We start from the raw sequence: 21,915 nt of genomic DNA, 5'->3' as shown, positions 1-21,915 counted from the left end.
GACAGACTTGGATGACCTTATTCCGGTCTACATCTAAACCACTCCCGAAGAACACGAAGCTTTATCTTTGTTTTTTGCTGTTCTTCGTGTATTCCTGCCGCCATGCTTTTATAAACGATAAAGCGGCTCCAGTTTGTCATCTTTCGTAGCCGCTATTTTTTCCCTGGCTTTGTTTTCGACAAACGCCTGGAACAATTTTTTGCCCTGCCACGGCTCCGCCGTCTTGCCATATAAAACCTGGTTCAAAAGCAAAATTTCATCCCTCAACCTTGCATCGCTCAGCTCGGCGATAGCGCTCAGGCTTGCGGCGCCGGACTTTTGCCGCCCCCATGCCAGCAAAGCGTCCTTGGCGGCTGCGGCATTATTATCCATGCAGGCTTTTTTGAGTTTTTTTACGCTATCGGCCAAACGTATTTCCGGCTCGGTTTTTTCCACAACCGGCTTTTTAGCCGGGCGCTTGGCCAAAAAGTAAACCAATGTCGCCAACCAGCCTATCGCCAGAAACACCGAAACCCATAACCAGACATTTTGCTGTTGCGGCGGGTTCGTAACCGGCGCGGCCTCTTCGGCTTGTTGCGGTTGTTGCACCGCCGGAGCTGCCGGCACAAACGGAGCCGGCTGGGTTCCTGCCGCTTCCATCACCGTGATGGAGGCTTCGGGAATTTTGGCGACTTCCATTTTTTGGCTTTGGCTGTTAAACCAAGGGATTTCTATCGCCGGTAATTTATAGAAGCCTGCTTTTGACGGAATGATGGCTATTTTTTCTTCCCTGAACGCGATCAGGCCTTCCGGTTTTTTCTGTTCCTGCAATACCGGCTGGTCGGGATAGGTTTTCAGCCGGTCGTCAATTTTGACGGCATTGATCTCCGGCAGCTGGCCGACCGTTGCACCTTTTGCCAGTAATGTCAGGGTTCTGGTCAACGGTTCGCCGACTCTCATTTGCTGGTTGTCGCCCGACCACTCTTCCTTTAAAACCAGTTGTTCGGCCGAAAGCCAATGCCGCCCGGTAAACGCGGCGGGAGCGGGCTTCACGTCCAGCGTCACCGCTTTGGATAATATCTTTTTGGTCCTGGTCGTCTGGGAATTAAAAAAACCGTTAAAATTCGGGCGGCTATGCGCCACAACCTCCGCAGTCAATACCAGAGGCTTGATGGTCACAGAACCGCTTTTTTGCGGAAAAATCGCATATTTCCGCTCGGTAACCAGGTAGTTCACCCCATCGATCTGGGTGTTGTAGTTGGTGTCATCGCCGAGTTTTTCAATCACCGCATCGCCCAGTTCCGGTTCATTCAGGCCGGCTTGGGCGATTTCGACTCTTCTGTACAGCCGCACGGTATACAGAACTTGGGATTGCACATAAGGACTTTGGGGGCTTGCCTCGACATCCAGAAACAAATCATCGCCGGTATCGACGGCTTTATTGGCTATCACCTGAGTAACCAAGATACTTGCCGGCAGGCTGACGTCATCGCCAAACTTCACCGGCGGAACAACCAGACTGCCAGGATGTTTGGCCATCACGTTAAGCGTCCACTGTATAGTCTTGCTGGACTGCCCGTTAATCCAGGACGAATTGCTGCTCTGGCTTTGTCCGAGTATCTCGAAATCCTGTTCCAGCGGGCTAAAATCCGGGTCGTTATCCGGCGTGCCGTTGGCGGTAAAAATGATCTGGAAAGCTTCATTCAGGCTGACCGAACTGCGGTCAAACGACACATCAATTTGTGCGGCAACAGCGTCAGGCACAAAATTCAGCAGTAACAAAAGAAGGAATAATTTTTTTATAGCGTTCATGTTCGTCATTTGGATTAATCAACGGGTATTACGCGAATCTCATAAAAATACGAAGCGGTCTGAAATTAAGCGTTTTAAAAAACCAGTAAAAACCGGGCCTACCAGCCGCCTGCATCGCCGCTCGATTGGCGGCCGCGCTGCCCGTATTGATATTTGAATTTACGTTTTAACAAACCGGCCGGATCGTCGGGGATCCTTTTCAGCCATTGCTCATTAGCCTGCTGTTGTTCTTTCGAGGACTGGGCCTCGACACGCTCTTGCTGTTTGGCCTGCTCCTCGGCTTCGTCTTTGCGCTGCTCGGCTTGCTGGGGTTTTTCGTCTTCCGGTTTTTTCTGCTCGGCTTTATCTTGCTGCTGATTTTCTTCCGATTGTTGCTTGTCCGATTGCTTCTGTTCCGGTTTTTGCTCGGGCTTCTGGTCATCGGATTTTTCCGATTGTTCGCCATCCTTGTTTTGCTCGGAATCGCCTTTGGACTGTTGCTTGTCGTCTTTTGGCTGATCCTGCTGTTTTTGCTCCTGCTTTTGTTTTTCCAGTGCCTTTTCTACGACCTCTTTGTTGTGTTTGGCGTCGGCGTCGGCAGGATTAACAGCCAAGGCTTTGTCGTAGGCTTTTATCGCCTGTTCCAACTGACCGGCTTTCGCCAGCGCATTGCCCTGGTTATAGGCGCTGCTTTCGGACTTGCTGCTTTTCAGGTTCTCCAACGCCTTGTCATACTGACCCGCCTTGTAATGCGCCGCCGCTTTCCAATCCGGGTTTTCAAACTGTTCCGCCGCCTTGGCATAATCCTGATTTTTATAAGCCTGTTGCGCCTGTTGATCTTTGGTCCGCCATAAATCCTTCCAGTCAACGGCGTAACTGTTTTTGGGCAGCGGCAGGATCAGCAATAAAGCGAAACACAGCAATCCCTTCCTGAACGTCAAAGCGGCCAACGGCAAAACCGGCAATAACAGCCAGGGGCCTTTGTCCGCCCATTGATCCAATAACAAGTTTTCGTTTGCCTTGTCCTGCTGCTTTACCGGTTTATCCAGGGTTGCCAACAGGGTTTTAATATCCGCGTCATTTGTCGTTATGGTTTGATAAACGCCATTGCCCGCCTGCGCCAGTTTTTTAAGCTCGCCGGAGTTTAATTTCGGCACCACAATATCGCCCCGCCCGTCTTTCAGAAACCCGCCCTCCGGCAGCGCTATCGGTGCGCCGTCATCCGTTCCTACGCCCAGTATCGATAGCGAATACTTGTCCAGTGATTTTACTGCGGTCAGGGTTTTGTCGGCCTCGACGCCGTCGGTGATCAACAGGATTTGGCCTTTTTGCAGGCCTGCCTGCCTGAACAGTTCGGCGGCTTTTTCCAACGCCAAGACCGTATTGCTGCCCTGGCTGGGCATAATATCGGTGTTTAATGCCGACAACTGGCTGTCTATGGTCTCGGTATCGTCGGTCAACGGCGTTACGGTGAACGCGTCGCCGGCATAAACCAGCAATGCGGTCTGGCCGTCTTTGCGCTGCTTTAGAATATCGGCGATTTTGTAACGGGCCATAACCAAGCGGCTGGGTTTAATATCGCCGGCGTCCATCGACCGGGACAAATCCAGCGCAATCACCAGGGCCGAATCGTTCCTGAACACCGGCGAAGGCAGCCGTTCCCAGGTTGGCCCGGCCAGCGCGATAATCATCAGCAGGGCGGCAACGGCTCCGGCCGTTAGCGGCCAACGGCTCCGGTTGACCGCTTTTTCCTGCAACAGGTACGGCAACAGCGCTTCATCGCATACCGTCGACCAGTTGCCTTGACTCAGCTTGTTCCTGAGCATTAAAGCCAGTATCAGAAGCTGCGGTATCAACGCCAGCAACCAGTACGGCCTGATAAAATGAAAGTCGGCTATGTTCATGACAAGCGCACCTTGGACAAAGCGATAACTGCGGCCAGAGCCAATGCCAGCGACAACGGCCAGTAATACAGTTCGCTGCGCGGCCTGAAATATTGTTTGTCTTTTTCAACCGGTTCCAGTTCGTCCAGCCGCATGTAGATATTATTCAACTCATCGGTATTTCTGGCCCGGTAATATTGACCGCCGGTGCTCTCGGCGATTTTGATCAGGGTTTTTTCATCCAAATCGACGGACGGGTTTATTTTGCGGCTGCCGAAAAAACTGCGCACGATCATTTCATCCGCGCCGATGCCGATCGTGTAAATTTTTAAATGGCCGGCAGCAGCCAATTCCGCGGCCTTTAACGGCGAAACTTCACCGGCGGTATTGGCGCCGTCGGTCATCAACACCAACACCCGGCTGTTGGCTTGCTCATTTTTAAGCCGCTTGACCGCCAGGCCGATGGCGTCGCCTATCGCGGTATTTTCACCGGCAAGGCCGAGAACCGCCTCATTCAATAAGGTCATCACCGTTTTCCGGTCGAAGGTTAACGGGGTTTGCAAATAGGCCTGGGTGCCGAACAGGATCAAACCCACCCTGTCTCCGACGCGCCGGTTGATAAAATCGCCGGCAACCATTTTAGCCGCCGCCAGCCGGTCTACAGACCGTTTGTTGATAACAAAATCCTGTTCTTCCATGCTGCCGGACAAATCCACCGCCAGCATTAAATCCCGGCCGCTGACCGCCTGCTCAATCGGCTCGCCCAGCCATTGCGGCCTGGCGCAGGCGACAACCAACAGCAACCAGGCAACAGCCGCCAGCCATAACGGCCAGCGCCGGGTTTGGGAAACCGCCATGGTTTCGACATCGGAAAAATCATCCAAAAACGGGACTTTCAACGCCGCCTGTTCCGCAGGCATATCGGCTGAAACCAGCCAGCGGATCAGCAAAGGCAAAGGTAAAGCGGCCAACAGCCAGGGCCATTCAAAGTGAATCATGATTTTAATTTAGCCTGGGATTTAAGCCAGCTTTCGCATAAGTCGGTTAATTGGGAAATTTCCAGTTCCGTGGGCGGCGTTTTTCGATAGGGCGCATCGGCCAGCAATTGGCCGATGCCTTCGCTGAACGGCGTGCCTTTGACCGAACTGTCGAGAAACGCCAGCCATTGCCGCCCGGTTAATCCGGCGGCCTTTGCCCGTGGCGACATGCTGATCGCTACCCGCCTGACCAGCACGGAAAGATCGCATAATTTCTGCAAGTTATCGCGGGCTGAATCCTGTTTGATCTCCAACAATATTTTGCCGGCGGTTTTAAGCGCGGTTTTGCGGGTAAATTTTTTATAAAGCCAGATCAGGCAGATAACCAGCAACGGAATCGACACCGCCAAGATCCACCAGCCGATAGCCGGAGGCCACCAGCCTATGGCTTCGGGTTCGTGGATGTCTTTCAAATTAAGGAGAGTTGGGTTCATTTATCTTAAACGTTGTATCGGATCGTCTGTGGTGCTGCATTGAATAAACGCCAGGCCCAATTTTTTTGCTGTCTGCTCCAGCTGATGCAGCCGCCGGGTAAAATGTTGCTGATAATTCAATAACCGCTGCCTATCGCGGGTATCGACAACCACATCCCGCTCGTCGCCGGTCGCCGCGCCTGTTCCTGACAGGCTTGCGGCATACACGCCATCCATGGCGATAAAACGATAACGGCCTTTTTCCGGCAAATGGCTCTCCAGCGGATCGTAAACAAAAATCAACACTACCTCGCAATGCCGCGACAGCTTTGCCAGATGGGTTTCGGCCTGATCGTTGATGCCGCGAAAATCGCTGATGATATAAACCAGACTGCCGGGACGCGCATGCTGGATAAGCCTTGCCAGCACCTGTTCCAAAGTAATGGCGGAAGCGGCGTTAGTCTCCGCTTGTACTTGATCCAAGCGATTGCTGCTGATTGCATTTAAAAACCGCAATACCGCATGTTTGCCGTTTTGCGGCTTTAATTCACGGCATACATTGCCGGTAAATATCTGCCCGCCAATTCTGTCGCCGTGATGCTGGGCGGCCCAGGCCAGCAAACCGGCAAGTTTGGCGGCCAGCACCGATTTAAACACGCCGCGCGTGGCAAAGTGCATCGCCGGACGGTCGTCGACGGAAATAAACACCGGCCTTTCCCGTTCTTCGCGAAACATTTTGGTATGGGGTTCGCCGGTACGCGCGGTAACCCGCCAATCAATGCTGCGTATGTCGTCGCCGGGCTGATAAACACGGGCCTCTTCAAACTCCATGCCGCGCCCCTTGAACCGGGACACATAACCGCCGCTTTGCCCGGAACGTATGGCCGAATGTTTCAGTTTTATGCCTGCCGCAGGTCTCGCCAAATCGACCAGTGTTTTTAACGACACTGAAATCAATTCGTTGGCCGGGCCAGCTTGTTTAGCAAAAATCATCAAGGTACGGCGACTCTGGCGATAAGTTCTTTAATAAAATGATCTGTAGTGATGCCCTCCGCCTCGGCTTCGTAAGACAGGATCAAGCGATGCCTCAACACGTCAAAGGCCATGTCCTGAATATCTTCCGGGGTCACGAAGTCGCGTTGCGCCAGCCAGGCTTTGGCCCTGGAACAGCGGTCCAGCGCGATGCTGGCTCTGGGGCTTGCGCCATATTGCAGCCACATTGCCAAATCCTGCCCGTAAGCTTCGGGATTGCGGGTCGCCAGAATAATTTGCAGCAAATAGTTTTCAAGGCTTTCCGCCATGTGCAGATCCAGCACTTCATTGCGTGCGTCAAACAAGGTCTGTTGCCCGATCGGCTCGAACTGGCCGCTGTTTTTTACCGAGCCCGAACGCGCTTCCGTTCTGGCCAAATGCAAAATATTTTTTTCGTGTTCCGCTTTCGGATAATCGATTTTTATATGCAGCAAAAAACGATCCAGCTGCGCTTCCGGCAACGGATAAGTGCCTTCCTGCTCGATAGGATTTTGCGTCGCCATCACCATAAACAATTTCGGCAGGGGATAAGTCGCCTGGCCTACGGTTATTTGGCGCTCGGCCATCGCTTCCAGCAGCGCCGCCTGCACTTTCGCCGGCGACCGGTTGATTTCATCGGCCAGGATCAGGTTATGAAACAAAGGCCCTTTCTGGAATTCAAAAGTGCCTTGCTGCGGGCGGTAAATTTCAGTGCCGGTTAAATCGGCCGGCAATAAATCGGGGGTGAACTGCACCCGGTGAAAGTCGCCTTGTATACCTTTGCTTAACACGCTGATAGCCCTGGTCTTCGCAAGTCCCGGAGCGCCTTCAACCAGGATATGGCCGTCAGCCAACAATCCGATCAGCATCCGTTCAACCAGCACATCCTGGCCGATGATCTCCTGGTTAATATAGTTTTTCAACCGTATCAATGCCGGTTGGACGGTGTTTGTATTGCCGTTGTTTTCTAACATAGTTGTTCTGACATGATGTTGTTTATTTTTAAATCCACGGTACGAAAGCCTTACACATTAAGGACCAAGCGGGTTTGATATATTGCCTGAATATCATTTTTCAATGAAAAAGCGCTTATTTTATACAGTTCCGGCTTGGGGCAACATAGAGCAACTCTGTTAAGAAATTCTTAATAAGTTGTGGATGAACCTGTGAATAACATTAACGGCGTAGTTATCCACAATCTGCACACAGGATGCAGATAACCTTAACAGCATTTTACCGTCACTAATAACATGTTGATTTTAAATATAGAAAAAGACTTATCAACAAGATTTCACTTAGCTAATAATAATAGTTGATGTTAAATTTTTTAATTTATTGTTATTACCTTGCACAAAAAATCTACCCGATAGCCTTTATCTCTTATACTCTTTCGATCGATAGAACAACCGAGGAAAAACATGCGATTTACATTGTTTATTTTAGGAAGCCTGTTTTCCGTCTGTGCTTTTGCAGGGATTTACAAATGCACGGATGCTGCCGGCAAGACAAATTACCAAGCAAAATCCTGCGATCAGCAACATAAGACTGTAGAAATTAATGTCAAAACAGGCAGTGCTAATTCTCCCGACGAACCGGATCGGGAAAAACAGGTTTTAGAACAAAAGCAGCAGGATGAAAAACTGGAGCAAGAACAATTGCTGAAAAAACAGAACCAGCTTAAACAGGATGCGATGAGCGAAAGCGCAAAAAACCGGTTTCTCATTAAAAATAATCCCGAGAAATTCTCGGCTTTCTCTATTCCGCCTTATGATTTCGACGAATTACCCGAGCCGGTCAAAAATTACCAGGCCAGGCTTCCCGATATTGAACGCTTAAGAAGACAAGCGGCGGAAAAAGCGTTGGCTTCAGGGCTGTGCAATCGTGTTGAAGGATCCGAATTGCATGGAACAAGCAGCAAAAAGGCATTGGTTTTTTCAGTCGATTGCAGCAGCGGAAAAAACTTTCATTTTACCGAGCAGGAATTAACCCAGTCAGCGCCTAAATGAACTCATCGAAAACAATATTAATCACCGGCTGCTCTACCGGCATCGGCCACACCACTGCGGTTGAATTAAAAAAACGCGGACATAAGGTTATTGCTACGGCCAGAAAACCGGAAGATGTGACCCGGCTGCAACAGGAAGGTTTTACCGCAATACAGCTGGACTTGGCCGACAGCAACAGCATTCAACATGCGGTCGGCTTGGCGGTTGAACTAAGCGGCGGAAAAATCGACGCGTTGTTTAACAACGGCGCTTTCGGTCAACCGGGCGCCGTTGAAGACTTAAGCCGCGATGTGCTCCGATTTCAATTCGAAACCAATCTGTTCGGCACTCATGAACTGACCAACCTGGTGATACCGTTGATGCGCGAACAGGGGCATGGCCGGATTATCTACAATAGTTCTGTATTAGGCCTCGTCGCGATGACTTACCGGGGCGCTTATAACGCCAGCAAATTTGCGCTGGAAGGCTTGGCCGATACCTTGCGCCTGGAGCTTTACGGCGCCGGCATCCATATTTCGCTGATTGAACCGGGGCCGATTATGAGCGACTTCAGGAAAAACGCTTTTGCCCTGTACAAGAAAAATATAAACCCGGCGCACAGCTACCATAAAGAAACCTATAAAGCGATGGAAGCGCGTTTGCAAAAGGAAGGCCCGGCAGCTCCTTTTACCTTACCGGCTTCCGCCGTGACCGAAAAAGTTATCCATGCGCTGGAAGCCAAACGGCCAAAGATGCGTTATTACGTCACTTTTCCGACCTATTTGTTTGCTTTTCTTAAACGCATTCTGCCGATGTCCTGGTTGGACGCCTTAGTGAGAAGGGTTTAACAATGCACGATCTTGATGAAATTACGATCTCCTGCCCTTATTGCGGCGAATCCGTAGATGTGTTGGTAGATACGAGTTCCGGGCCGCAGCAATATTACGAGGACTGTTCGGTTTGCTGCGCGCCGATTTTATTTATCGTATCTGAAGATCAGGCGGGAGAAATGTTGATAGAGATCAAAAGGGATGATGAATAATTCCGCCTATTTTCACCTGAATGGCAGAACAGATGCTTTTGTAAGCCTTGATAACCCTTTATTTAAAAAGGGTTTTTATTGCTTTTAAAAAGGAACAATTAATTTTTCTATGCTAGAATGCCTTGCGGCATTAGCCTTTCATTATGTTGAATTCTTGCTTTCTTGCATAAACTCTCATTTTAATCGTTATGCTGACACAAAATATCAACAATATTCAGGTTATATAATCAATGAAAATACTTAAAAAAATCGTAATTTCACTTGCTATGGCGATGTCTGTGGCTGCAATTTCATCGACTGCTTTTGCTGCTGAAAAGAAAGATCCGAATGCGGTAGTTAGAGAAGCGGCTGAAGGCACGATCGCTAAAATCGAAGAAGCAATCAGCTTAATCGAAAAAAACGGCAGCAAAGAAGACACTCTGACCGCCATTGCCGAAGCTCGCCAGCTGCAAAAAGAATTCCGTTATGAACTGACCGAACGTCTTCGTCAAAGAGCTAACGATAAATTGAGAGTGGCTCGTGAAGCTTTTGAAGCGGGCAATACCAAAGAAGCGGAAGAAACATTAAAAGCTTCTTTAGCTCAATTCAAAGAAATGAAAGTAACTTACGACGCAGGACATAAGTAACAAACTGCCGTTAAGTCAGATTCAATCATTTTAGCGCCGCGATTGAATCTGATTTTTTAAATTCCAAAATAAAACTCGCTAAAAATCACTCTTTTCACCACTCCACAGCTGGTTGATAAGTTTCGAACTGTGTTAAAATCTTTCCCGGTGTAGGGCTATTGTCATTAATAGTTACACAGCCAATTTAATCAAAAAATAACAATGACTTGAGGTCGAGTGCAATATGAAAATTTTAAAAAAAATCTTACTGTCTTTATTAATTGCAGCTTCTATGGGCGCTGTTTCAACTTCAGTATTGGCTGAAACAGATAAAGGCAGAATCACATATGCTCCTGCTGATGCAATTGATTTGGTAACCGGAAAAATTAAGGCAGCCCTTGACGCTATAGCTAACGGCACAGAAGGCGATGCACTGGCCGATCTGATCAAAGAAGCATCCGATGCAAGTAAAGAAATCAATGCTAACGATAAAGTTGATATAGCTCGTTCAAAAGCCAATAACGTTCTGAAATCAGCCAGAAAACTTGCTCAAGAAGCCAAGGTAAAAGAAGCCGAAGAAGCATTAAAAGATGCAGCCAAAAAGTTTGAAGCTTTGAAAAGCTTAATCTAATCTTCACCTGGCCATATCAGGATGCCATCCGGTTTCCTGATATGGTGTTAAGACCCTTTCCGCTTTCCCTGTAACCCCCCGGATAGCCCAATTGTATGGCTATGCCGGAATTCAAAAAGCTATTTTAAAATCCCACGTCGATCCGGTTATTAGGTTGGGTTTTCAGAACGATATTTTTCCGATGCCAACAAAAACGCAGCCAGCTGCTTGTCGGTGTTCAGGATATGATTGATTAACCAGCTGTTGAGGAAAGCAAGTAAATCTTCGCGCGAAATCAGAATCCCGGCTTTAATATCATTATGTACGGCGACCACCTTAGCCGAAAAACTGCGGTGCTGCAGGATGTGCCTCTCAATATCCCCGGTTTTTTCCTCGCTGTAGCCGTATTTCTGCATTAATTCCTCTTCGGTTTCAAAATGATACAGGGCGTAGCTGAGCAAATCACGCGTGATTTGCTCCAAAAAATCGGCATTATTATTTGCAGTCAGCTTGGTATTGGCCTCATTAAAAAGATTAATAAGGATTTGATGTTGCTCGTCAATTTTATCAATTCCGGTGACAAGCCCGTCGTTCCATACGATAAGATCATAATCGGCCATATGTGTTCTCTATGAGTATTGCTATGTGAGTAATCGGTCGGCGAGTATAACCCGCAAGCGGTGCAGGAGACTGTTCATATTCTGCTGTAGCGCCAGCAATTGGGCCTTATCGGCGTCTGCTTTAACCGTCATACCGGCCTTGTGATGTTCGTACAGGCGAGCGGCGGCTTGGTGGATGCTTTGATGTATTTCGTCGAGCGTATCAAACTCGCTTATATTACAAAAACGGCGCCGGCCTTCGTCGTAATACCATTGGCCAAAACGGCATTGCCGGTGATCGAGCAGGGATTCCGGCGTAGTCTGGTCATTCGGTTCGTCAAGATTGGCGATAATCCGGTCAATCCAGTAGCGGTGATTGGCTTCCGCCTTCAACAACTCGAAATAACCCCGCGAAGTTAAATGGGTGGAGGATAAACTCCATAGCGGATCCGGCTTAAATTTCTCCAGCCATATCGCCATTTTTTTTCCGGGCATCGGCCGGGCGATTCCGTAGCCTTGCATAACGTCGCATCCCAGCGCCATTAACATCAATATCTGATCGATGAACTCAACGCCTTGGGCAATGACTTGCAGCCGGAAGGAAGCAGCCAAACCGATGACACCTTCTACAATCGCCCTGTCTCCCGGATTTATAAGCATGCCGGAAACAAAGCTCATGTCGATTTTCAACGCATCGGCGGCAAGATGCTTCAAGTGCGTCAACGATGAAAACCCGGTGCCGAAATCGTCCAGCGTAACGCTCACTCCCATATCGCGGCATTTTCGGATAGCTTCGCTGCTGACACGCATATCTTCCAATGCCGCCGTTTCGACAATTTCTATTTCCAGGCGCCGGATAATTTCAACATCATATCGGGCAAACAATTCTTGCAAACGCTGCAAGAATTCCTGGTTGTGCAGTTGGCGGGAAGAGATATTGACGCTAATATGAATATTAAACCCTGCCCCGGCCCATTCATTCAGTTGCCGCAAGGCTTCCTGTATGGTCCATTCGCCCAGGGCGATAATCAGTCCGCTGTTTTCGATCACGGGGATAAATTCGGACGGCGACAATATGCCGAGAATCGGGTGGTTCCAGCGCACCATCGCCTCGGCTCCGACCACCTTGCCTTGGCGGCAATCAACCTTGGGTTGATAATACAGTTCAAACTGCCCTTTATCCAATGCTTCGCCGATTTTCTTGAAAAACGCCTGAGTCGTTTGCATACGCTTTGCGTATACCGAGTTAAACAACTTATAGCCGTTTTTATTCGATTGCTTGACCTCGTACATGGCTTGATCCGCATGGCGCAGCAATAAATCCGGGTCGCCGCTGTCTTCCGGGAACAGGGTGACGCCGATACTGGCCGAAACATGCGCCGTCTGCCCGAATATCCGGTACGGAGCCGCTATGGAAGCGATGATTCGCTCCAGCGTCTGTTCGCATTCCCCGACTGCTGTAAAGCCGCCCAACAGCAGAGCAAACTCATCGCCGCCGAAGCGGGCGGCGGTGTCTTCGCGCCGTATGCACTCTTGTAAACGCTGGGCCACGTCGCATAACAGCTGGTCGCCCGATGCATGGCCGAGCGTATCGTTGACTTGTTTGAAACCATCCAGATCAAGCATACAGACGGCGACAATTTCCCGATGACGGCGAGCTAAAGTCTGATTCATCCTATCAGCCAATAAAACCCGGTTAGGTAAATGAGTAAGCGGGTCGTAGAAAGCGAGGTTATTGAGTTTCTCCTCTATAACCTTGCGCTCGGTAATATCGGTATAGGTCGCAACGTAATTAATAACCTCGCCGTTATTATTTTTCACCGCAGTAATAGTGACGAATTCAGGATGCAGCTCCCCATTTTTAAACCGGTTCCAGATTTCGCCCTGCCATGTACCGGTACGCCTAATGCTGTCCCACATGTCGGCGTAAAATTTCGCATCGTGGCGACCGGATTTTAAAATATTCATCTTACGATTAATCAATTCCTCGCTTGAATAACCGGTGAGCCTGACAAAAGCCTGATTGACTTTGATAATGACATTGTCGATGTCGGTGATGACCATGCCTTCCTGGGACTCGAAGGCGATAGCGGCGATTTGGAGTGCATTTTCTGCCTGTTTCCGTTCGGTAATATCGGTAATAAAACCATGCCAGAGCGTCGAGCCGTCGGCAAGCCTTTGCGGTAGCGCATTCCCGAGCAGCCAACAGTCCGGCTCATCGCCGAATTTCAACCGGTACTCCTGAACCCAAGGTGTTAAGTTTTCTGCAGAGGCTTTAATGGAGGCCAGATGATTCTCTGAATCGTCAGGATGTACAACAGTAAATATATAGGATGCGTCTTCACGAACATCCTCCGGCTTGACCCGGTAAATCTTCAGCAGACTTTCATTGGCATACGGCATGCCACAACTGCCGTCCGGGCGCAATTGAAACTGGTAAACAATGCCGGGTACCTGAGCAGCGATTTTCCGGAGCCGATCCAGTATTTCCTGCTGAGCTGTTTCCGCTTGTTCCTGTTTGATTAATTGAATTTTAAGTGGACGAAACGCCAGAAAATAGACGGCGGGAAAGGTCAAAACCGAAAGCAGCGCCGCATCGAGCAGCACTTCGCGCCTTTGCGAAAGAGGCGGCAACAGTTCAATAAACAACATGACCAGTGTTTCGCCGACAAAAATGGAGCTGATTAACGCTAAAATCAGATGCCTGACGGACTGTGGGTTTTTAATGGATATCACGTCAATTCTTACCCATCAAAAGTAAATTTATTTTTTGGAGTGGAAACCGGCTCATTACATCCTTCAGGTAGCTAACAACTTGTAATCATTTACTGATACTGCGTCAGCATAACATAACAATACAATTTGTCTAACGGCGTTTATGCTTGCCTGTTTTAAAAGGGTGGAATTGATCCACCCGTTATTGAGGTTTTGAATTAGCACCATTAAATACAGCTGACGCACGGCTTCTTCTGGCGTGAGTTTGATTTCTTTATTGCGCACTCAGCAAGTAACGTAAGGCGTGGTTTTACCTCGCGTTTTTTAACGACTATACTGGTTTCCAGAGCTTGGATTTGTGCAAAATTAATTGTATGCTGAATCTCTGAGTAGTTCGGCAAGGGTGATGGTCATTATTTGTCCTGTGGCAATAGCAGGGTAGTTAGAATATGCGTATGTTATGCGACAAAACGCAGCAAGGCGTATCCGTAGCGTAATAGCGATGTCTTTATGTGTGTGCTGTCGTCAGGCTTTAGAATTCAAGCCAAACTATCACTTGCCAATGCAAAAACTGGAAAATATTTTCCCCAGCAAATCGTCCGAGGTGAATTTTCCGGTAATTTCCGCAAGACTCATTTGCGCCTGTCTTAAATCTTCGGCGACCAGCTCTCCGGCCTGGCTGCCTCTTAACTGGTTTAAGGCGCTGTCAACAAACTGATGGCCTTTGTTCAAGGCTTCGATATGCCGCCTTCTGGCTATGAACACATCATCGGTAGCCTCGTTAAAACCGACGCTCTGTTTGAGGTGTTGTGTTAACAGTTCCATGCCGTCGCCGGTTTTTATCGACAAATAGATTTCGGCGCCGAGTTCGGTTTGTTTGATTTCCGGCTCTAGGCCCAGCAAGTCTATTTTGTTGTAGATTTTGGTGATGTTACCGCCGGGCGGCAGGGTTTTTAACAGCGAGTCTACTTCCGGTTCCCGTGCATCAATCAGCAACAAGATTTTATCTGCGTTTTTGATTTCCTGGTGCGCCCTGCGGATGCCTTCCTGTTCTATCGCATTATCGCTTTCGCGCAGGCCCGCGGTGTCGATGATATGCAAGGGCATGCCGTCCAGCTGGATGCGCTCTTTTAACACGTCGCGCGTGGTTCCGGCTATGTCGGTGACTATCGCGGCTTCGTGTCCGGCCAGCGCATTTAAGAGGCTTGATTTTCCGGCGTTGGGTTTGCCGGCCAATACGACAGTCATGCCGTCGCGCAGCAGGCGGCCTTGTTGCGCCGTTTGTTGGATTTGTCCGATGCGATGCAGTATGTTGACTATCCGGTTTTCGACTACGCCGTCGGTCAGGAAATCGATTTCTTCATCGACAAAATCGATAGCCGCTTCGACGTAAGTCCTGAGTTCCGTCAGTTCTTCGACCAGTTCGTTGACTTGTATTGAGAAAACGCCCTGCATCGATTTTTGCGCAGAGCGTACCGATTGTTCGGTGCTGCTTTCAATCAGGTCGGCGACGGCTTCGGCCTGGGCCAAGTCGAGTTTGTTGTTAAGGAATGCACGTTCGGTAAATTCGCCTGGATTGGCCAGGCGTGCGCCCAGCGATAATACCCGCCGCAACAGCATGTCCAATACGACCGAGCCGCCGTGGCCCTGAAGTTCAAGGATGTCTTCGCCGGTATACGAGGCGGGAGCGGAGAAATAGAGGCTGATACCGGAATCGATGACCGAGCCGTCGTCATCGGTAAAAGATGAATACTGGGCTAATCGGGGAGTTAATTTTTTGTTAACAAGGTATTTGGCGATTTCGGGAACCAATGCGCCTGAAATGCGGATGATGCCGACACCGCCGTTCCCTGGCGGTGTCGCAATGGCTGCAATGGTATCTAGGTAAGCAATGTCCACTTGAGCCTAAATTATGCGGTTTTGGCTATCTGCTTGGTAATGACCGACTGTTGAATGATAGACAGGGTGTTGTTGACTACCCAGTATAAAACCAGACCGGCAGGGAAAAACAGGAAGAAGATGGTAAAGACGATCGGGAACATCTTCATGACTTTAGCCTGAATCGGATCGATCGGCGCAGGGTTTAAGCCTTGCTGAATTTTCATGGTGATGCCCATGATGACCGGCAAGACATAAAACGGATCTTGAATCGACAAGTCCTGTATCCATAGCATGAAAGGCGCTTGACGGAACTCGACGGTTTCGCTCAATACCCAGTACAAACACATAAACACCGGGATCTGCACCAAGATCGGCAAGCAGCCGCCCAATGGATTGACCTTTTCTTTTTTATACAGCGCCATCATTTCGGTATTGAAACGCGGTCTGTCATCGGCAAAACGCTCTTGCAGCTCTTTAAGGCGCGGCTGGATTTTGCGCATCTTGGCCATTGATTTGTAGCTGGATTGCGACAATGGGAAGAACAGCAATTTGATACACAGCGTTACGCCGATAATGGCTACGCCCCAGTTACCAACCGCATCGTGGATCTGGTTCAACAACCAATAAATGGGTTTGCCGATAAAGGTTAAAAAACTGTAATCGACGGTAAGCTCAAGCCCCGGCGCTGTCTTTTCCATCATCGGCTGGATTTTTGGACCGGCGAATAATTTGGCGACAAACTGCGCATCGGAATTTGCATTAACGGTAACCGGTGCAGAATAGGTTCCAATGACGTAATGGCCGTCATTCAGCGCTTTGGTATAAAAGTGATTCTCCTGATCGGCAGGTGGAATCCACGCAGAAGCAAAATAATGCTGAATCATCGCCGTCCAGCCGCCTTTGGTGGCTACGTCAAGATTCTCATCCGTCATGTCGTCATAACTGATTTTTTGATATTTTTCTTTTTCGGTATAAATAACTCCGCCGGCATAAGCTCTCATACCGCCAGTCAGCATCCCGCCAGAATTGCTAGTCGTATCCGGCGCTCTAAGCAATTGACTGTATTGTCTGCCGGACCAAGCCTTGCCTGAATCGTTTTTGACTTTTTGTTCCAGCGTTATCTCGTAGCTTCCGCGTTTGAAGGTAAATGATTTGGTAATGGTCAGGCCGTTATTATCCGTCCAGGTTAAGGGTACGGTTAAACTGTCTTGTCCCGGTTGCAGATCGTAATTAGTCTGTTCGTTTTTAAATACGGTGTGATGGCTCGGCGCAGCCGAAAAACCGCTGTCGGCAATCAAACCGCTTTGTGCGACAAATAATTTTTCCTGGCTGCTGTCAAATAAGCGTACCGGAGAGATATCTTTTTCGGCAACGGATAAACCGACTAAAGTCCTTAATTTATCTACAACGGTATTGGATTTTTCTACCGGATAAGTCAGCAAATCCAGATTTTGGATTGTGCCCCCTTTCAGGTCGATTTGAAGTGCAAGTACGTCGGTTTTAACGGTAATGACGTTAGCGGATGAGACTGTCGCCAATGGCACGGCTGCGGTACTTTGCTCTGCAGGTTCTGCTTCGGCCGATACGCCGGCGGCGGAAGGTAAGTCTTCTTTGGCATTGGCTGCTACGGTATCGGCAATAGCGGCAACTTCGGGTTTAGGGCCATAATCCAGTTGCCAGGCTTGTTGCAGCATAAAAACAAGCATTGCAAAAGTAACGATCAGTACAAATCTTATGTTATCCATTCTTATTACCAAATTTTTCTGGAACGGGATCAATGCCACCTTCATGGAACGGGTGGCATTTTAATAATCTTTTGAGGGAGAGATAAGAGCCGATAATGGCCCCGTGGAGCTGAAGCGCTTCCAGAGAATAACTTGAACAACTTGGATAGAAACGACATCTATCGCCTAGCAGAGGACTAATAAAGTATTTATAAAACTTTATAATTGCTATGAGTATGAATCGCATCGGGATACCAACTTAAGCCAATGCCTTTCCAATGATTTTCTTAACAAATCCGGTGGAGCATCTACGGCTTCTCTACGAGCCAAAACAACAATATCAATATTCCCCAAATCATGTTGTTTTATTCTAAAGTTTTCCCGGACAGTTCGTTTAATCACATTCCTTTGCACTGCCTTTCTTATATTTTTTTTAGCAATTGCCAAGCCCAGCCTCGGATGACCGAAATCATTCTTTATGGCTAACAGGGTAAAATATTGGTCGCTTGATTTTACAGGCTTAGCAAAAACTTTTTTATATTCAGCCGGTTTCTTTAACCGTAACTGCGGGGGGAAACTAAAAACTTCTTCAGCCACCAACCGTCAACTAAACGGTTAACTGGGCGCGACCTTTCGCTCTGCGAGCATTGAGAACTTTACGGCCGCCTACTGTCGCCATTCTTGCACGAAAACCGTGGGTTCTTACGCGTTTGATTTTACTTGGTTGGTATGTTCTTTTCATTTTACTTAAGGCCTGATCGGATGAGTGTTAACAAAAACAGATAAAAAAGACAGCGGATGATAAAATAAACCACTAGGCCTGTCAATTCTGTAGCGCAATGTTTTATTGCTGTATAGTGATAACAAAGCAGCAAACTTTATTACATTAATCAACTTTTTACTATTTAATAATGAGCTCAATTTGGAATAGCTGTCTTTCTAAACTTGAAAACGAAATTTCAGGTTCTGACTTCAGTACATGGATACGGCCCCTTCAGGCGGTTGAAACCGATGGACAAATAAAATTATTAGCTCCGAACCGCTTTGTGTTGGACTGGGTTAAAGAGCATCATTTTGCAAAAATTGAAGAAACCATTCACGAATTTTCCAACGGTACATTAAATTTGAGCCTGGAAATTGGCTCCAAAACATCGTCCGTTGCCGCCGCAACAAAAATAGCGAAACCTGCCGGAACTCAAAAAGCCAGCCCAAACTATCTCAATAAGGCGTTTACGTTCGATAACTTTGTTGAGGGTAAATCCAATCAGTTGGCAAGGGCTGCGTCAATGCAGGTTTCCGAGAACATCGGCAAGGCTTATAACCCATTACTTATTTACGGCAGTTCGGGTTTGGGCAAAACCCATATGATGCACGCGATAGGCAACGCCGTTTTAAAGAAAAATCCTTCCGCGAATGTCGTCTATCTTCACTCCGAAAAGTTCGTCCAAGATATGGTTAAAGCATTGCAGCAAAATGCGATCAATGCCTTTAAGGAATTCTATCGCGGCGTTGATGTTCTTTTAATTGATGATATTCAATTCTTTGCCGGCAAGGAACGCTCTCAGGAAGAATTTTTCCACACCTTCAACACGCTATTGGAGAAGAAGCATCAGGTGATTTTAACCTGCGATAAATACCCTAAGGAAATCATAGGCCTTGAAGACCGGTTGAAGTCCCGGTTCGGCTGGGGTCTTCCTGTTTTGATCGAACCGCCCGACATGGAAACCAGGGCCGCTATTTTAATGAAGAAAGCCGCTTTGGTTAATATTGAACTGGCTCAAGATGTGGCCTTCTTTATCGCTAAACGGATTCCTTCCAATGTCCGGGACCTGGAAGGCGCTTTACGGAGGGTCATTGCCAACGCCCAGTTTACCGGCCGTGAAATTACCATCGAATTTACCAAGGAAGCGCTGCATGATCTGATTTCTTTGCAGGATAAATTGGTTAATATCGACAATATCCAGAAAACGGTTGCCGAATATTTTAAAATTCGTGTTGCCGATTTATCTTCTAAAAACAGAAAGCAATCCATTACCAGGCCAAGGCAAATGGCTATGTCGCTGGCTAGGGAACTGACATCACACAGTTTTCCTGAAATTGGCGACGCATTCGGTGGCCGCGATCACACCACGGTAATGAATGCCTGCAAACGGATTACCGAATTAAAAGAAGCCGATAACAAGATTGCCGAAGATTATTCCAACCTGTTGAGAACCCTGTCGCATTAACAGGGAGCAACCTGTGGATAAAATGTATTTTTTCTGACGGCCCTTATTTAGCAACAAGCGATACACTTTAAAATGCACCTTTAACCACATTGTTTATAACAACCCAGCTAATTGATTATTAAGGATAAAAACCTGTTTTCAACAGTTTCCTTTTAAGCTAGTAGTAATAATATAAAAATATTCTTTTATGAAATTTATTATTAATAGAGAAGAAATCCTGCTTCCTTTGCAGCAAATAGTCAGCGTGATCGAAAAAAGGCAAACCATGCCTATTCTTTCCAATGTCTTGATGGTTATCGAAGGCGACCAACTGACCTTGACGGGTACCGATCTTGAAATTCAGATCATCGCCAAAATTAATATCGCAACAGCCGATCCGGGTTCGATCACCGTACCGGCCAGAAAATTTCTGGATATTTGCAGATTGTTACCTAACGGAGCTGAAATTAAATTCGAGTTGCAGGACGATAAAGTAAAAATTGCTTCCAGCCGCAGCCGTTTTTCTTTGAGTTGTTTACCCGCGGATAATTATCCTGAATTTGCAGAGTCCGAATTAGAGAACCATTTATTTATCAATGCCGGTAAATTTAAAAAAGCACTGGATAAGACCGTATTCTGCATGGCTAATCAGGATGTTCGTTACTACTTGAACGGCTTGCTGCTTAATGTATCCAACAGCAAGTTGAAGCTGGTTGCGTCCGACGGACACCGTTTGTCCATTTATGAGGACAATCTGGACCAGCCGACCGGCTTTGAATCCAGAATTATTCTGCCCAGAAAAGGCGTATTGGAATTGAGCCGGTTGCTTGACGATCCCGAAGCCGAATTGAAGGTGGAGTTTTCCAGCAACAACATTAGAATTTTTATCAAGAACCTGATTTTCTCGGCAAAACTGGTCGATTCAAAATATCCTGATTTCGGCAAAGTTTTCCAGCAGGAATTTTTTAACCAGATTCATATTCAAAAACAGTTTTTAAAAGAGGCGCTGACTCGCGTCGCTATCTTGGCGAATGAAAAATTCAAAGGTGTGACTTTTGACATCAGCCCCGGCAGTCTGAAAATGAGTACGCATAATCCTGAGCATGACGAAGCTGAGGAAGAATTGGTTATTGAATACACGGGCGAACCTTTAACGATTGCTTTTAATGCGCAGTATTTATTGGATGCGGTTTCAAACCTGGATTCCGAGCTTGCGGTTCTGACGATTGCCAGCAACGCCAGCAGTTGTTTTATAGATGAACCTGGCGATTGCGGGTATAAATTTATCGTTATGCCCATGAGACTGTAATAGCGCAGTAATGAGTTTGTTGAAACTGGATATTTACGCAGTTAGGAATATCCAAAAAGAATCGATTAATCCTTCTCCGGCAATTAATTTTATTGTCGGGGAAAATGCCAGCGGCAAAAGCGCACTGCTTGAAGCTATTTTTATCTTGGGGCGAGCCAAATCTTTTCGTTGTTCCGCTATCAAGTCCGTCATCAATTTCGCCAAAAACCAGCTGGTTGTTTCTGCGCAAACTTTGCAGACAAACGGCAACCATGTTCAGTTGGGCATACAACTGGATGGTAAAAATATTGAAATCCATATTAACCAGCAAGCGAAGCAAAAACGTTCGGATTTAGCCTATGCCTTGCCGTTACAGCTTATTCATCCAAAAAGCTACGAATTACTCGATGCCGGTTCGCAAATCAGAAGAGAGTTTTTAGACTGGGGCGTTTTCAATAATGATCAAAACTTCTTGCCTGCATGGCGTAGATTTAAAAAAGCCTTGTCCCAACGCAACGCACTGTTAAAAACAAGGCGGCTTGAGCAAATCAATGTTTGGGATAAAGAACTCGTTTATTACGGTACAATAGTCGACAGCTACCGTCAGCAATATTTAGAAAAATTCCAGCCTGTTTTTATCGAGATTATCGGCAGATTCCTCACTCTTGATGGAATCGACCTGAAGCTCGTATCAGGTTGGGATACGGCTAAGGAATTTAACCGCGTTCTGATTGAAGACCTGGATAAAGACTTGCGCTACGGATTTACCCATAGCGGGCCGCATCGCGGGGATTTTCAATTATTAGTCAATAACCGGTTAGCAAAGGATTTTGTTTCGCGGGGCCAATTGAAATTATTGGTCATGAGCTTGAAACTGGCCCAGGTTCAGTTGCTTGCCAACGAGCAAAGTCAGACAGGCTGCATATTGATTGACGATTTTGCAGCCGAACTTGATGTTATTAACCGAGCTAAATTACTGCGTTATTTGTCGGAAATGGCATGTCAGGTATTTATAACGGCTACGGAAGCACAAGATTTTGGCGATTTAAGCCAGATAGAGAATTACAAAATGTTCCACGTGGAACAAGGCTCCATAAAACCCGTGTAATGTTCCACGTGGAACATTCGCAACCAACAGGAAAGAA

21 protein-coding genes are annotated in these 21,915 nt (G+C 47.5%); 8 read left to right on the top strand and 13 right to left on the bottom strand.

The features are described 5' to 3' along the window. Positions 1–108 precede the first annotated feature (108 nt). From B0F88_RS10040 to B0F88_RS10015, 6 genes are all read right to left on the bottom strand, one after another. Positions 109–1,791 carry a BatD family protein gene (locus B0F88_RS10040; protein ID WP_104423918.1) on the bottom strand — a complete coding sequence of 561 codons (1,683 nt, stop codon included), beginning with the start codon at positions 1,789–1,791 and terminating at the stop codon, positions 109–111. A gap of 98 nt (positions 1,792–1,889) precedes the next feature. Then, positions 1,890–3,674: a vWA domain-containing protein gene (locus B0F88_RS10035; RefSeq protein WP_104423805.1), complete on the bottom strand. Its 1,785-nt coding sequence runs from the start codon at positions 3,672–3,674 to the stop codon at positions 1,890–1,892. Next, complete coding sequence (locus tag B0F88_RS10030; protein ID WP_104423804.1) at positions 3,671–4,651, bottom strand: vWA domain-containing protein; 981 nt, start codon at positions 4,649–4,651, stop codon at positions 3,671–3,673. The genes B0F88_RS10035 and B0F88_RS10030 overlap by 4 nt, the downstream gene beginning before the upstream one ends. Next, complete coding sequence (locus B0F88_RS10025; RefSeq protein WP_104423803.1) at positions 4,648–5,124, bottom strand: DUF4381 domain-containing protein; 477 nt, start codon at positions 5,122–5,124, stop codon at positions 4,648–4,650. Before B0F88_RS10025 ends, B0F88_RS10030 begins: the two co-directional genes overlap by 4 nt. Then, on the bottom strand, positions 5,125–6,096 hold the full coding sequence (locus B0F88_RS10020; protein ID WP_104423802.1) for a DUF58 domain-containing protein: 972 nt from the start codon (positions 6,094–6,096) through the stop codon (positions 5,125–5,127). Then, entirely contained in the window at positions 6,096–7,088 is a 993-nt protein-coding gene (locus tag B0F88_RS10015; RefSeq protein ID WP_104423801.1) for an AAA family ATPase, read from the bottom strand. Before B0F88_RS10015 ends, B0F88_RS10020 begins: the two co-directional genes overlap by 1 nt. A 444-nt stretch (positions 7,089–7,532) precedes the next feature. On the opposite strand from B0F88_RS10015, the gene B0F88_RS10010 reads away from it, so the two are divergent. The 5 genes from B0F88_RS10010 (at position 7,533) to B0F88_RS09990 (ending at position 10,377) form a co-directional block, all read left to right on the top strand. After that, positions 7,533–8,120, top strand: a complete 588-nt coding sequence (locus B0F88_RS10010; RefSeq protein WP_104423800.1) for a DUF4124 domain-containing protein — start codon at positions 7,533–7,535, stop codon at positions 8,118–8,120. After that, positions 8,117–8,947 carry an SDR family oxidoreductase gene (locus B0F88_RS10005; RefSeq protein WP_104423799.1) on the top strand — a complete coding sequence of 277 codons (831 nt, stop codon included), beginning with the start codon at positions 8,117–8,119 and terminating at the stop codon, positions 8,945–8,947. The genes B0F88_RS10010 and B0F88_RS10005 overlap by 4 nt, the downstream gene beginning before the upstream one ends. Before the next feature lie 2 nt (positions 8,948–8,949). Next, on the top strand, positions 8,950–9,141 hold the full coding sequence (locus B0F88_RS10000; RefSeq protein WP_104423798.1) for a CPXCG motif-containing cysteine-rich protein: 192 nt from the start codon (positions 8,950–8,952) through the stop codon (positions 9,139–9,141). Positions 9,142–9,371: 230 nt separating this feature from the next. Further along, positions 9,372–9,767, top strand: a complete 396-nt coding sequence (locus B0F88_RS09995) for a hypothetical protein (protein ID WP_104423797.1) — start codon at positions 9,372–9,374, stop codon at positions 9,765–9,767. A 223-nt stretch (positions 9,768–9,990) separates the two neighbouring features. Further along, on the top strand, positions 9,991–10,377 hold the full coding sequence (locus B0F88_RS09990) for a hypothetical protein (protein ID WP_104423796.1): 387 nt from the start codon (positions 9,991–9,993) through the stop codon (positions 10,375–10,377). A gap of 149 nt (positions 10,378–10,526) precedes the next feature. Here the strand turns inward: B0F88_RS09990 and B0F88_RS09985 are convergent, their stop codons facing one another. From B0F88_RS09985 to rpmH, 7 genes are all read right to left on the bottom strand, one after another. Beyond that, positions 10,527–10,976 (bottom strand): bacteriohemerythrin, encoded by a 450-nt coding sequence (locus B0F88_RS09985; protein WP_104423795.1) that lies wholly within the window; start codon positions 10,974–10,976, stop codon positions 10,527–10,529. 21 nt (positions 10,977–10,997) lie between these two features. After that, entirely contained in the window at positions 10,998–13,691 is a 2,694-nt protein-coding gene (locus tag B0F88_RS09980) for an EAL domain-containing protein (protein WP_104423794.1), read from the bottom strand. 531 nt (positions 13,692–14,222) lie between these two features. Continuing rightward, entirely contained in the window at positions 14,223–15,569 is a 1,347-nt protein-coding gene (gene mnmE / locus B0F88_RS09970; protein WP_104423793.1) for a tRNA uridine-5-carboxymethylaminomethyl(34) synthesis GTPase MnmE, read from the bottom strand. An 11-nt stretch (positions 15,570–15,580) separates the two neighbouring features. Next, a complete protein-coding gene (gene yidC, locus B0F88_RS09965) occupies positions 15,581–17,296 on the bottom strand; it encodes a membrane protein insertase YidC (RefSeq protein ID WP_104423792.1) in 1,716 nt (571 codons plus the stop codon). Next, a complete protein-coding gene (gene yidD / locus B0F88_RS09960) occupies positions 17,289–17,522 on the bottom strand; it encodes a membrane protein insertion efficiency factor YidD (RefSeq protein ID WP_081466894.1) in 234 nt (77 codons plus the stop codon). Before yidD ends, yidC begins: the two co-directional genes overlap by 8 nt. Beyond that, the gene (gene rnpA / locus B0F88_RS09955) at positions 17,504–17,872 is read right to left on the bottom strand and encodes a ribonuclease P protein component (RefSeq protein WP_104423917.1); all 369 of its coding nucleotides are present in this window, start codon (positions 17,870–17,872) and stop codon (positions 17,504–17,506) included. The genes yidD and rnpA overlap by 19 nt, the downstream gene beginning before the upstream one ends. A 10-nt stretch (positions 17,873–17,882) precedes the next feature. Next, entirely contained in the window at positions 17,883–18,017 is a 135-nt protein-coding gene (gene rpmH, locus B0F88_RS09950; protein WP_081466895.1) for a 50S ribosomal protein L34, read from the bottom strand. Between the two features lie 169 nt (positions 18,018–18,186). Between rpmH and dnaA the strand changes: the two genes are divergently transcribed. The 3 genes from dnaA to recF all read left to right on the top strand — a co-directional run bounded on the left by dnaA (position 18,187) and on the right by recF (position 21,878). After that, positions 18,187–19,503, top strand: coding sequence for a chromosomal replication initiator protein DnaA (gene dnaA / locus B0F88_RS09945; protein ID WP_104423791.1), 1,317 nt, complete (start codon positions 18,187–18,189; stop codon positions 19,501–19,503). A 187-nt stretch (positions 19,504–19,690) separates the two neighbouring features. Further along, entirely contained in the window at positions 19,691–20,791 is a 1,101-nt protein-coding gene (gene dnaN / locus B0F88_RS09940) for a DNA polymerase III subunit beta (RefSeq protein WP_104423790.1), read from the top strand. A gap of 10 nt (positions 20,792–20,801) precedes the next feature. After that, positions 20,802–21,878 carry a DNA replication/repair protein RecF gene (gene recF / locus B0F88_RS09935; protein WP_104423789.1) on the top strand — a complete coding sequence of 359 codons (1,077 nt, stop codon included), beginning with the start codon at positions 20,802–20,804 and terminating at the stop codon, positions 21,876–21,878. The last annotated feature ends 37 nt before the right edge of the window (positions 21,879–21,915 follow it).

It is taken from the genome of Methylobacter tundripaludum, from assembly GCF_002934365.1.
GTDB lineage: Bacteria > Pseudomonadota > Gammaproteobacteria > Methylococcales > Methylomonadaceae > Methylobacter_A > Methylobacter_A tundripaludum_A.
Note: the sequence above shows the minus strand (reverse complement) of the source record. Positions and strands in the feature narration are given on the sequence as shown.